At 43.1% G+C, this 12,964-nt stretch carries 12 protein-coding genes; 8 read left to right on the top strand and 4 right to left on the bottom strand.

Annotation, left to right across the window (positions count from 1 at the left end; translation table 11 throughout):
* Positions 1-86 precede the first annotated feature (86 nt).
* Both B7360_RS13040 and B7360_RS13035 read left to right on the top strand, forming a co-directional pair.
* Positions 87-689, top strand: coding sequence for an ACP phosphodiesterase (locus B7360_RS13040; RefSeq protein WP_085343686.1), 603 nt, complete (start codon positions 87-89; stop codon positions 687-689).
* Positions 690-756: 67 nt separating this feature from the next.
* On the top strand, positions 757-2,016 hold the full coding sequence (locus tag B7360_RS13035) for a DEAD/DEAH box helicase (protein ID WP_085343685.1): 1,260 nt from the start codon (positions 757-759) through the stop codon (positions 2,014-2,016).
* A gap of 27 nt (positions 2,017-2,043) precedes the next feature.
* Here the strand turns inward: B7360_RS13035 and B7360_RS13030 are convergent, their stop codons facing one another.
* Complete coding sequence (locus tag B7360_RS13030) at positions 2,044-2,832, bottom strand: EAL domain-containing protein (protein ID WP_005395532.1); 789 nt, start codon at positions 2,830-2,832, stop codon at positions 2,044-2,046.
* Positions 2,833-3,018: 186 nt separating this feature from the next.
* The gene (locus B7360_RS13025; protein WP_005395531.1) at positions 3,019-3,651 is read right to left on the bottom strand and encodes a hypothetical protein; all 633 of its coding nucleotides are present in this window, start codon (positions 3,649-3,651) and stop codon (positions 3,019-3,021) included.
* Between the two features lie 186 nt (positions 3,652-3,837).
* Here B7360_RS13025 and B7360_RS13020 point away from each other — a divergent pair, with 186 nt between their 5' ends.
* The 3 genes from B7360_RS13020 (at position 3,838) to B7360_RS13010 (ending at position 5,360) form a co-directional block, all read left to right on the top strand.
* On the top strand, positions 3,838-4,080 hold the full coding sequence (locus B7360_RS13020) for a DUF2164 domain-containing protein (RefSeq protein WP_005395529.1): 243 nt from the start codon (positions 3,838-3,840) through the stop codon (positions 4,078-4,080).
* A gap of 174 nt (positions 4,081-4,254) precedes the next feature.
* Entirely contained in the window at positions 4,255-4,794 is a 540-nt protein-coding gene (locus B7360_RS13015) for a cytochrome b (RefSeq protein ID WP_012842319.1), read from the top strand.
* A complete protein-coding gene (locus tag B7360_RS13010) occupies positions 4,791-5,360 on the top strand; it encodes a YceI family protein (protein ID WP_005395526.1) in 570 nt (189 codons plus the stop codon). Before B7360_RS13015 ends, B7360_RS13010 begins: the two co-directional genes overlap by 4 nt.
* A 138-nt stretch (positions 5,361-5,498) precedes the next feature.
* On the opposite strand, the gene focA is transcribed toward B7360_RS13010, so the two are convergent.
* Complete coding sequence (focA, locus tag B7360_RS13005) at positions 5,499-6,950, bottom strand: formate transporter FocA (protein WP_012842317.1); 1,452 nt, start codon at positions 6,948-6,950, stop codon at positions 5,499-5,501.
* A 304-nt stretch (positions 6,951-7,254) separates the two neighbouring features.
* Here focA and B7360_RS12995 point away from each other — a divergent pair, with 304 nt between their 5' ends.
* On the top strand, positions 7,255-8,160 hold the full coding sequence (locus B7360_RS12995) for a LysR substrate-binding domain-containing protein (RefSeq protein ID WP_005395522.1): 906 nt from the start codon (positions 7,255-7,257) through the stop codon (positions 8,158-8,160).
* A 435-nt stretch (positions 8,161-8,595) separates the two neighbouring features.
* On the top strand, positions 8,596-9,078 hold the full coding sequence (locus B7360_RS12990) for a DUF1097 domain-containing protein (RefSeq protein WP_005395520.1): 483 nt from the start codon (positions 8,596-8,598) through the stop codon (positions 9,076-9,078).
* Between the two features lie 151 nt (positions 9,079-9,229).
* Here the strand turns inward: B7360_RS12990 and B7360_RS12985 are convergent, their stop codons facing one another.
* Positions 9,230-10,864 carry an ATP-dependent endonuclease gene (locus B7360_RS12985; protein ID WP_012842315.1) on the bottom strand — a complete coding sequence of 545 codons (1,635 nt, stop codon included), beginning with the start codon at positions 10,862-10,864 and terminating at the stop codon, positions 9,230-9,232.
* A 271-nt stretch (positions 10,865-11,135) separates the two neighbouring features.
* Between B7360_RS12985 and B7360_RS12980 the strand changes: the two genes are divergently transcribed.
* Complete coding sequence (locus tag B7360_RS12980; protein WP_085343684.1) at positions 11,136-12,878, top strand: bifunctional UDP-sugar hydrolase/5'-nucleotidase; 1,743 nt, start codon at positions 11,136-11,138, stop codon at positions 12,876-12,878.
* Positions 12,879-12,964 lie beyond the last annotated feature (86 nt).

The raw sequence follows: 12,964 nt of genomic DNA, 5'->3' as shown, positions 1-12,964 counted from the left end.
AATAGCGGAACACTCTCATATCGTCGTAATTGACGTTATACTAAGTTCATGTCACACCAAGCCTTAAAGGCCAAAACTGGCGTCGGATGAACTTTCTAGCCCACCTGCATATCGCAGACCACTGTAACAGCCATTTATTGGGAAACTTGCTTGGAGACTTCGTAAAAGGAGATCCAAGCAAGCTGTATGAACGTGATATCTCTAACGGCATCAAATTACATAGATTTGTTGACCGCATTACTGATCACCATCCTATTGTTAACGAATGCAAACCTCATTTCAAAGGTACTGCGCGGCGCTTTGCCCCTATCGCTCTCGATATGTTCTGGGACCATTGTCTCGCAAAACACTGGAACGACTTTTATGCCGTATCTCTCGAACACTTTGTTGATTCGGCATACGAGCGAGTAAACCGTGACGTTAATGAACATTTGCCGCCGCGTTTTTTGGTGCTCCACAGCCGGATGTGGCACGGTCGATGGCTTCAGTCATACCAAGATCTGGATAATATCGAATTTGCATTACATCGAATGTCGCAAAGAAGCCCGAGAATGGCTGACCTTACTACAACATTTAAAGTGATTGAGAGTGATTACACAGTATTAGAAGAGAAGTTCTCGACACTCTATCGAGACGTTTTACGCCAGTCGTATGATTTTCAGCAACAGCTTATTGATTCAGCCCAATGAGATAGAAAAGTAGTATGGCTATTGGGGCTCTGGTAAACTCTGCGCTCCAAAAATAATGAGGTTACACATGTCTGTTAATTTTGCTGACTTAGGCATTGAACAAAAGCTAATCGAGACGCTAAGCAATCTAAATATCGTGACGCCAACACCAGTGCAAGAAAAGTCTATTCCACATGTCCTTGAAGGAAAGAACTTACTTGCTGCTGCACAAACTGGTACGGGGAAAACAGCTGCGTTTGGTTTACCTATTATACAAACCGTTCAGCAAAAGAAACTCAACGGTACGCCTCAAGCATTGGTTTTGGTTCCAACACGCGAGCTTGCGCAGCAGGTATTTGATAATTTGAATCAGTACTCTGCACAAACCGAACTTCGCATTGTGTGTGTTTATGGTGGTACAAGCATTGGCGTACAAAAGAGGAAGTTAGAAGAGGGCGCTGATATTTTGATTGCAACACCAGGCCGCCTTTTGGATCATCTGTTTAATGGCAACGTAAACATCTCCAAAACCAGTATGCTCGTTCTAGACGAAGCCGACCGTATGTTAGATATGGGATTCTGGCCTGACTTGCAACGCATCTTCCGACGTTTACCCGCAGAAAAACAGATCCTGTTGTTCTCTGCGACATTTGAAAAGCGAATCAAGACTATTGCGTACAAACTCATGGAATCGCCGGTTGAAGTTGAAGTGTCACCAGCAAACACGACGGCTGAAACGGTAAAACAGATGGTTTATCCGGTAGACAAAAAGCGTAAACGTGAATTATTGGCGTACTTGATTGGCTCGCGCAATTGGCAGCAAGTGCTTGTATTTACAAAAACTAAGCAAGGTAGCGATGAGCTAGCAAAAGAGCTTAAGTTAGATGGCATAAAAGCGGTTTCAATTAACGGGGATAAGTCACAGGGTGCGCGTCAAAGAGCGTTGGATGAGTTCAAACAAGGTAAGGTGCGTGCGTTGATTGCGACAGATGTAGCTGCACGAGGACTGGATATTCAAGAGTTAGAGCAAGTGGTGAACTTTGATATGCCATTTAAAGCCGAAGATTATGTCCACCGTATAGGCCGTACTGGCCGTGCAGGAAAGTCGGGGTTAGCTGTGTCTCTAATGAGTCGAGATGAAGAATATTTATTGCATGCTATCGAGAATTTGCTTGATCAACGCCTACCGCAAGAATGGTTGGCAGGCTTCGAGCCAAGTCTTATAGAAGAAGTCGAGCCTGAGAAAAATGGTAGTGGGCGCCGTCGAAGCCGTTCATCAGAGAAGCGTAAGCTAAAAGCAAAATTAGCGATTCATAAGAACCGTGGTAAATCACGTAACTCTCGCTAAACCGCACAAACTTTTGTTCTTACATAGTCAGGCTGTTTTTGCCTCTTCATAAACGTCTAACGTTTGCGGGATAGCGAGTAGGTATCCTTGATACATATCGAAACCGAGTTTTTTCATTAAGTTAAGTTGATGCTCGGTTTCAATTCCTTCGATAACGGTTTTAGAGCGCAACGTTCTTGCTAGTGATAATGCATCGACTAGAGCTTTCCAGTCACCATTTTCGTATCTCAGCATTAACGAGCGATCCATCTTTATTATGTCTGGACGAACGCCTTTCACTCGTTCAATTGTTGAGGCATTGACGCCATAATCGTCGATCGCCAATTTAAACCCGCCTTGGCTTAATTCACGAGCTGCTTGCGACAACGAGGACTCGTCTTCTACGTTCAACTCAAGCAACTCCATGACGATTTGTTCATTTACTAAATGAGATTGATAAATGGTTTGTTTTAGCAGCCTATTGTACGTGATGTCTCTGGCTAGTATTTTTGCTGCTTCTGGTAATACATTAAGAAACAGTTGTTTATTGTGAAAGTGAGATTGGGCAAAGTTTTTGATATGAATTAGGCGACTTAAGCGTTCGACATTGAGTAGGTCTTGAGCGGCAATGGTTTTTGATTGGAAAAACTGATCTGGCCTGATCATGGTGCCATTAGCATTGGTAATTCTTACTAGTGCCTCAAGGCCAACGATAGAAATATCTTTTTTATATATAGGTTGAAAGACACTTCGAAGAGTGAGCTTTGCGTATTTCGCAATATATTGCCCGTCGGCTTGTTTGCGGATGCAACTAAGGAGTTGCGAGGTGCTCATCATTGTTACAACAACCTAAATCAATGCTTCTACATCAGCGCTATCGTGCTAATTTTTTATTTCATTGGCAGTGAATCTAAGTGGGCTCATGAACTCAAGCAAGAACGATGGTAAGAGATGATTAGATTTGTCGAGTGATATCAAACAAATTGATGAAATGACTGACAATCTTCCTATTGCAATTTGATGTTACCATTGTAGTACTGCATACAGTTGTAAGTATTTTCTGACCAACTGTTGTTTGTTCGAGCGACGCAAAGGATGACCAAACTTAATGTAACAAGGGCTAATGCCAAATCGAGTGTCTAACGATTGCGTGAGCTGCGATTCGCTGGTGTACAGCGTGATGCCTTGCTCCGTGTATTCGTTGATCTGATCGGGCAGTTCCCCCATCCACCAATGAAGCAACTCTCGGCTCGTTTTGCTGCGACTGATCCAATGATCACAAACTAAAAAGAGTAGATCATTCGGTTGCAGCGCATAACCATATTCGCTTTGCCATTCAGTAATTGATGAGAGTAAGTTTTCTCGACAAGATTTTCCCGCACTGACCATATGGTGGCTCAGGACCCAAACCGTGCCTATTTCAGATGAAATACGGTAGTGATGAGGAAGGTCCGGAGTATTTAAAACTTCAATTGGTTTTACCACGCTGTTGTATCCGAAGTGACGGAAAGTGTGTTCCATTCTTCTTGAAAACGCGAGACCAAGATGATGCTCACTCATGCCTTGGTTATGTACCGCAGGGTAATGCTTTTCACACAGCTTAAGACAGTCGTCTTGAAAATCATTAACACTTTGAATCACTAGGTCGAGTAGCAAAGAATATCCCTTAATAATTAACAAAACGAACTGCAAAAGGTTAGCATAGTCTTTTGAGAATAGACTAATTTACTTCGGCAACTTCTTGATCTAAACACCAAATTTCTCACAAATGATCGCGCCTACTCTTTAAGAGAGCAAGACGATAGAAGCACACATAGAACAAAATTCTGAAAAAGGGCAAAGATGATAAAGTTAGAACGTGCACAAAAAGAAACGCTGGCAACCGCCATTCAAGATTATATGCAGGACGAACTAGATGTTGAGATTGGCCAGTTCGATAGTGAATTTCTTATTGATTTCATTACAGAAAAACTAGGGCCAATTTATTACAACAAGGGGGTGGAAGATGCAAAATCACTGGTTGAACGTAGAATGTTAGAAGTGTCCGAAGAGCTGTATGAGATAGAACAAGAAGTTAAGCTGTAAGTTTCAGTTTTATAAACGATTTAAAGTTCCTTCAAAAAATTCGAACAACTTGATAGATACGGTGCCATTGGCTGGATGTAAATGATGGTAAATAATCTGTTTCATATGACGTAAATAGGTTAATGTAGTGTTTCTTGCTCAACATTAACTTAGGAATATATCTAGGAACTTGAGATGGATACACTGGTAAAGAATTACAACCTTACTGCACGCGTGATGCACTGGTTATCTGCGCTGTGCATTATTGGTCTATTTGCAGTGGGTTTGTGGATGGTCGACCTTAGCTATTACAGCGAATGGTATCGAACTGCACCACATTACCATCGCTCTGTCGGTATTTTACTCGCTATTTTAACTTTGGCACGCATTGTATGGAAACATGTTACGGCGTCACCAAAGGTAGAAGGCAAACCTTACGAAGTGCTTGCTGCTAAAGCGGCGCATGGTGTTATGTACCTACTATTGGTCACCATCTTTGTTTCAGGTTACCTCATTTCAACGTCTGATGGACGCGGTATCGAAGTGTTTAATTGGTTTACCGTGCCAGGAGCGGGAGAGTTATTCCCAGGACAATCAGACATAGCGGGTGAAATTCACTTCTACGCAGCTTGGGCCGTCATCCTGATAGCAGGTTTGCACGCTATTGCTGCGCTAAAACACCACTTTATCGATAAAGACAACACATTAAGAAAAATGTTAGGAGCTTCAAAATGAAAAAGTCACTCTTCGCTACAGGATTAGCTATCGCTATGGCACTACCATTTGGTGCGCAAGCTGCAGATTATGTCATCGATACCAAAGGTGCTCACGCTTCAATTAACTTTAAAGTTAGTCACTTGGGTTACAGCTTCATCAAAGGTCGTTTCAATACATTTTCTGGTGACTTTTCTTTTGATGAGAACAACATTGCTGATTCAAAAGTGAATGTTGTTGTTGATACAACTAGCTTAGACTCCAACCACGCTGAACGTGACAAGCACATTCGTAGTGGTGACTTCATTGATGCTGGTAAATACAGCGAAGCGACCTTTAAAAGCACAAAAGTGGTTGATAAAGGCAATGGCAAGCTAGATGTAACTGGTGATCTAACGCTACACGGTGTTACTAAGCCTATTACTATCGAAGCTGAATTTGTTGGCGCAGGTAGTGACCCATGGGGTGGTGAGCGCGCTGGCTTCGTTGGTAACACTCGCCTCGAGCTTGCTGACTTTGATATCCCAGTAATGGGTGCTTCAAGCTATGTTGATATGGAACTTCATATCGAAGGCGTTAAGAAGTAACGAACTTCTTTTAGATACAGTAAAAGCGCTCTTCAACGGAAGAGCGCTTTTTTATTACCTCAATCACAATCGACAACATTGGCAAGCCAGTCAGTGACAGCGATTGAAAGCCAACAGACGTTGCAAGCGTTTAATGAATTACGCTGTTTCTAACTCGTTTTTTTCTACTAGGTTTAAACGCTCACCAAAAATCGGGCGTAGTGCTTTTAATACTTCAGTACGAGTAACAACACCGACCATCTGGCCATTTTCAAGTACAGGAAGTACTTGTGGCTTGCTCACTTTGATGCTTTTTGCGCGTTCTTCTAAAGATAAAGACGTCATGCGAGTGGCGATGCCCATGCTGCTCGTTGGGTACAACTGCTCTTTATCGATACATAGGAACTCTACAACATCAACGAGACGGTCACCAGCATCAATTGCGACCACATCGCGGCTCATGATGTCGACGACTTTTTGGTCTTTCACCGGAATGTAGTCCTCACACCATAGTTCTACCATCACATCGTGAGCAGAGAAGAAGCCAACCAATCGATTTTGTACGTCTACAACAGGTGCGCTAGTTACGTTGTTATCAAGTAGCACATCCAGTGCGATTGCTATCGGGGTTTCTGCACTGATGGTAACTGGTTTTGGGTTCATAATGTCTTTAACAAAAGATGCGTTTTTCATGGTGAAATCCTTAACTGACGAGAGTGTTGTAGTCGTTGTGATAGAAGAGATATTCGCTGCTTTTAGTTCTGGTCGGCGAAAAATACACCAGTTTGCAAGACCAACTAAAACCGCTCCGCCGACGATGTTGCCAAGCGTGACAGGAATTAAGTTAGCGGTAATAAAGTGGCCAATATTTAAGTCTGCGTACTGTGAAGCGGGCACACCGACGGAGGCCCAAAAAGACTCAGGTGCAAAATTCGCGATAACAATGCCAAGTGGAACCATAAACATGTTCGCGACACAGTGTTCAAAGCCACTGCTGACAAACATGGCCACAGGCATGATTGTCATTGCTGCTTTTGTCATTGCATTTGCAGAGCTAAACGTTAACCAAATCGCGAGGCAGACCAATAGGTTACAAAGGATGCCGAGCGCAAACGCCTGAATGAGAGTGTGATGAAGCTTGTGCTGCGCGATGTTAAGCGCATTTAACCCCCATTGACCGCTATCCATTTGATAAAGACCAGCTGCAGTAACTAGCGCAAGTAGGAACATCGCACCAATGAAGTTGCCAACGTAAACCTTGCCCCAAATAGAAAGCATTTTTCCGAACGAGATTTGCTTATTGGCCCATGAGATACTGGAAAGAACTGAGCTGGTAAATAGTTCACCGCCGCAGATCACGATGAGGATCAAGCCCATACTAAATGCTAATCCGCCAGCAAGACGGCTTAAGCCCCAACCAGCGCCAGCGCTGCCAGTAGTCACCGTGATGTAAAACAAGAACGCCAATCCAATGAACGCGCCCGCCATGATGGCAAGACTCAGTGTCATACTGCTGGTTTTGTTTGCTTTACTTAACGCAAATTTTTCCGCTTCAGCCATCATTTCTTTTGGAGAAAAGTACTGGTGATTTTGAGAGCTGGTCACCGCCATATTGACTCCTTAATTTGTAATCGCATAAAAATTCCTTGGTTATTAACTCAAAAATGAAATTGTTGTTTTTATTTAGAAGCCTCAATGACTTCAGTCTCAAAGTCATTGAGGCTTGCGGTGTTCCCGAACCGCACAGTCAGAATAAGGAGAAGGGTTTGGTAGGTAAAATTGATAATATTTAGAAATCTCATCAAATTAATTGATAACTTTATGCGGCTAGGTAAAATGAACTCTATTGCTTATTGGGGCATGTTTTTAACGATTGTGAGGGTATGAAAAATACTCACCAATAATGGAGGACACTTTGCGCTACTCACTTAAGCAATTAGCGGTTTTTGACGCAGTTGCAGATACCGGCAGTGTAAGCCAGGCCGCAGAGAAACTGGCTTTGACACAATCAGCGACAAGTATGTCGCTTGCGCAATTAGAAAAAATGCTTGGCAGGCCTTTATTTGAGAGGCAGGGCAAGCAAATGGCGTTAACCCATTGGGGTATGTGGCTACGACCAAAAGCAAAACGCTTATTACAAGACGCACTGCAGATTGAAATGGGCTTTTATGAGCAACATTTGTTAAGCGGTGAGATTCGCATGGGCGCGAGTCAAACTCCGGCAGAGCACCTGGTTCCAGACCTTATCAGTATCATTGATAATGACTTTCCAGAAATGCGTATTTCCCTTGGTGTGCAGAGTACAAAAGGGGTTATTGATGGCGTATTAGATTATAAATATGACTTAGGGATCATCGAGGGGCGTTGTGACGATAACCGTTTGCACCAAGAAGTCTGGTGCCGAGACCATCTTACTGTTGTCGCTGCTTCTCATCATCCTTTTGCTCGCAATCAATCTGTAAGCCTCGCGCAGTTAGAACAAGCGAAGTGGGTGTTGAGAGAGCATGGCTCTGGCACACGAAAAACATTTGATAGCTCTATTCATCATCTAATTGAAGATTTGGATGTGTGGCGAGAGTACGAGCACGTTCCGGTGTTACGCAGCTTAGTTGCTAACGGCCAGTACCTTACTTGTTTACCGTATTTAGATGTAGAGCGATATATAGAAGCGGGTCATCTTGTTGCGTTAAATGTGCCCGAGCTAAAAATGGAAAGGACACTGTCATTTATATGGCGAGCTGATATGGCAGAAAACCCACTAGTCGACTGCATTAAACGAGAAGGTCTGCGAATGATGAAAGGTAAGCCTTCGGTATTGTAAGTTACCACTCAAATAAGCTCTAGAAGTACAGCAATGCCACTCGCTTAATTGGGAGTGGCATATTTCTATGTACAGTATACTGAACTTCGAAGAACAAGCGTGATTCAGGAGCTTTTATGCACTCACTTGGTGATCCATGATTCTGCACGCCGATATTAGCTTCCTAGTCTCGTTAAAGCTTGCTGGAGTGACCTATTGGAACTATCCAACACACATCCTTTTTTACCTAGCACTAGAAATGCTCATTCCCTAAATCTGTTGATTTATCGGTTGCGTCAAACTTTTAGTGCAAGTCATGAAATCGTTATAACCTTATTGTGATCATTGTCACCGATAAACAAGGCTGATGTATCTAACATGTGTCCTTGATTTCAATGTATGAAGGCAGTTATTGAGCCATATGGGTACGATAATAGCCAAGCAGGTACGACTACCATGACGACACTTTTAGCTATCTCTATCACTACTGGAATTTTATCTGGCGTATGGGGTTGGATCGCCATTTCTTTAGGTTTGCTTTCTTGGGCTGGTTTTTTAGGTTGCACGAGCTACTTTGCTGCGCCAACTAGCGGATTGAAAGGACTTGGTATCAGCTTAATCACTAATATGACGGGTGTATTCTGGGCAATGGTAATTATCCACGGTTCAACTTACGTTGGTTTGGAAATTATCGGTTATGTGATTACCGCTATTGTGGCATTTTTCATGTGTATTCAAGCGAAACAGGCTTGGCTCGCGTACATTCCAGGCACTTTTATTGGTTCCTGCGCAACATTTGCCGCTGATGGAAACTGGCAACTTGTCATTCCATCTTTGCTGCTAGGTGGTGTGTTTGGTTATCTAATGAAAGCGACTGGGCTTTGGTTGCATACGAAATCAAGCACTACTTCTTCTACGCTTGCTGAGCAAGCACAGTAGTGAACCCCCGATCTTATTTGTATCCACTGTGTATTGAGTTTTATCCCTCTCAATACCTTTAATCAAAATTAATGATGTTTGATACAAGCACACCAATTTGGTGTGCTTTTTTTGTATTACAAGGCAAGGTGTGAGTGTGAAATATTCTAACTCATGTATTGCCGTTTGCCATGGTGACAACGCGCTTAAGTGTCCAACGCAGAAGTACAGGAATGCACTCCATACCTCTCTCTTCACAGTGGGAGACAATGGCCAAAGCTAAGTCCGGTTTTGCATGCTTTTTCAAAACACGGTTTACTACTTTTTTAGCTGGGATAGGGTGATCATGAGGAACTTTGATGATGTCCTTAAAGAAAAGTTCAAACCCATGATTATATAGAAAATGTTCGATATCTCGATCAGGTAACTCTGTAAGTCTATGCCTTTCCTGATCATGATCGAGTTGCGCTCTCACGGCATGCGCGTACTTTTTACCTGCCGGGTCACCATCGGTAACAACATGCCAGTCGATACCGAACTCTTTTGCTACTTTGATCAGTGACTTCAGTCCAGACTGTGCAAATTCAACGATTTGAACTCCTTCCGCAGCTAAGTCATATCCGCATTGACGAGCCAGTTCATGAAATAACCAAACTTCAGTTTCGCCCTCTACGAGTAACCAACACCGTGCAAACAACGCCCCTGAGCGATGAAAACGAATGTGGAAACCAATTCGGCGTAACTCATCTCTACCAAACTTGGCAGAGTTTAAGCTCTTGGCAATGGTTCGGTCTGACAAGCGAATCAAACGCCGGATTGAATAAAGTGGAACCGAGCCAAGTAACGTACCGCTGTTGGTAGTTAAAATCTTTTGCATTGGCAACAACTGCAATAATGACCACGCTCTAGCGAGATGAGTTGGGTGTAGTCGGCCTTCTGGGTCCTCGATGATCAGTATCGGTCTTGCGCAGCGTCTTAAATCGGTAGGGCCTTTTGCTTGAAGGTAAGCATTGAGAAGCCCCATTAAAAGCAAACGGCTTTGTTTATCATTTGTTTCCTTAAGGAATTGACTTAATCCTTTATCAGAGGAAGGGCTTGTATAAAAAAGACCATCACGAGGTTTTCGTGGGTTACCTTTGCTGACACTGCGGAACGCAAAATAGTGTTCGACAAGTGTTTGCATTGAATCGAGACTACTGCGAATCTCACCCTTGTTTACGTGCCCAGGCATCGCCAATAGCCGTCGACAGGTGTTATTGATTCGTTTTTCAATCCGAGCATTTTTGCTGTCGCCGTTTACGTGGTTTAGATCTGGGAAGCGTCGGGAGTCTCGTAGACGGATAACAGGGTGAAGAGTCATCAACTCTACAGCGAGTTTCTCAGAGTGGTGCAGTTTCTTCGGCTTGCCGTTGTGATCCAAAAACGCGTATTCAGTTTTAATATCATACTCGTCGCGAGACGCACTAATTCGATAGTAAATGACCTGCTCACCATCCTCGTTTGTGCACCATGCAGGTTTTATCCGTCGATAACGCCCAGCTTTTACTTCGTTCTTGTCTTGTGCTTTAAAGCAAACAATGATCTGCAAGTGTTGGGTTTGTGGATGAGAAATTGAATAATCAACGTGAAAATCTTTTAATTCGAATTGATACAATGAGCCATTAGCAGGTAGCGCGATAGAAAGGGCATCGAGCAATGATGATTTGCCCCACGTGTTCTCACCGATGAGCGTAGTGAGTTCGTCAAAAGAGAGTGAAAGGCGTTTGATGCCTCTAAACCCGGAGATTTCGATGCGTTCTAGTCTCATCTCAATCCTCCTTGCAATTATTTGAATTATAGAGAGTTATTTTGCTACTCCTAAGCATATATTAATTCGAAATATTGGAGTTAAGCTCAGTTCACAAAATTACGAGAGCTCCTTAATGAATAGAGACCGCAACAAGCGACGCTTGCTTTCAAAAGTAGTGTAGATAGCATCGTGATCACTTAAACATGAAATCAAAAAATCACAGTTTCATAAAATTCATGATTCTGTCATGATTCACTTCTTATTATTATAAGGAATGAAAAGAGAGAAGATGAAGATGAATAACAATCATAAGCCAGTGAGAATCAAACTGGCACACATCAATGACACACATTCCTACTTTGAGCCAACGTCATTACAGTTAAAGCTTAAGATCAACAATGAACTCACGCTAGAGCCATACGTGAGTGCTGGCGGGTTTTCTCGCATCGCAACCCGAGTAGAGCAGCTACGAGACGACGCTCAGCGTCAAGGGCATGGGATGTTATTTCTCCATGCTGGAGACTGTTTCCAAGGCACACTTTATTTCTCATTATTTAAAGGTAAAGCCAACGCCGATTTGTTGAATGCGTTAAAGATTGATGCGATGGCGTTAGGCAACCATGAATTGGATATGGGTAATGAACCTGTTGCCTTATTCTGTCAACGCACTCAGTTTCCATTGCTTGCTGGTAACTGGGATCTATCAAATGAATCGCTTCAAAAGCCTCACCGAGTCAGCGATAGCAACAATGTGTATAGCTATCAAACGGAGACACAAAGCGCACAATACATCGTCAAAGAGTTTCATGGTGAGCAGGTTGCGATTTTCGGATTATCCATTGATAAAATGAGCGATATCGCGAACCCAGATGCAGATACGCCATTTAAGTCTGCAATTGAAACCGCTAAGGCGACCGTAAAACAAATTCACTACTCTGGTATTAAAAATATCATTCTTCTGAGCCACTTAGGTTATGAAGGCGATTTAGAGTTGGCTGAACAAGTTGAGGGGATTGGTATTATTGTTGGTGGACATAGCCACCGACTGCAAGGCGATTTCTCATCAATAGGTTTAGGGCAAGATGACCCTTATGGTGTCAAAGTAAAAGATACCTACGTTGTGCAAGCGGGCTTTCATGCTTTGACTATGGGGCACTGCGTCATTGAATTTGATGAAAACGGCAAAGCAACCATGCTGAGTGGTCAAAATGAACTGTTACTTGGCCGACGTATTTTTTGGGACTCGACACTAAATCAACAGCTTGACCAAGGCGTATTCGAAACCGCGTGTGACTTTATCCATGGTCAACCAAATGTGGTGGTCTGTAAGAAACACCCAGAGACTCAAGCGATCCTAAGTGATAAATACATCCCTCGGGTAAGACAGTTACAGTCACAAGTCATTGCTAGTATTGACACCAAAAAGCGTCATGTACGAATCCCAGATGAGTTTGGTGAGAGCGAGCTGGCTTCTTCTGTTGCTCGTTCATTTTTGTACAGCCTAAATAAACGCGGGCATGAGGTTCAATTTGCGATTCATAATGCGGGTGGCGTGCGAACATCATTGAATCCTGGCAATATCACAGTGGCAGATATTGCCGGACGGTTGTTGCCTTTTGCCGTTCCGATCGGCTTTTACGACGTAAAAGGCAGTGCTATTCGCCGAGCACTTGAAGGCGCCATAAACAATGCACTCAACAATGATGTGGAAGGTACTGGCTCTGGCAGTTATCCATACACTTACAATTTAAACTTTGAGTACCGAGCTTATGCCCCTAAAGGTGAAAGAATTCAGTCATTAGCAATTTTTGATGGTCAACAATGGGTCGACGTTCAAGACGACACCTGGTATCGAGGCACTTCCTCCGCTTATACCATGAAAGGGAAAGAAGGTTACGATGCGCTACTGGAGATGAAAGGCGAGGGGAGTGTAACCAACTTATCCATGGCAGACTGTTTTATTGAACTTCTGACCGATGAGCCAAACTGCTTGAATCAAAGTCACAAACTTTATACACAGCAACACAGATAGTAGATATTGGTATCGATTTTGCTGTCCTTCAATTGCTACATGCGATGATGAGGGTGGCAGTATGTGGAATAAAGATTGGACAGATA

Source organism: Vibrio sp. ArtGut-C1, from assembly GCF_002105475.1.
Lineage (GTDB): Bacteria > Pseudomonadota > Gammaproteobacteria > Enterobacterales > Vibrionaceae > Vibrio > Vibrio diabolicus.
Note: the sequence above shows the minus strand (reverse complement) of the source record. Positions and strands in the feature narration are given on the sequence as shown.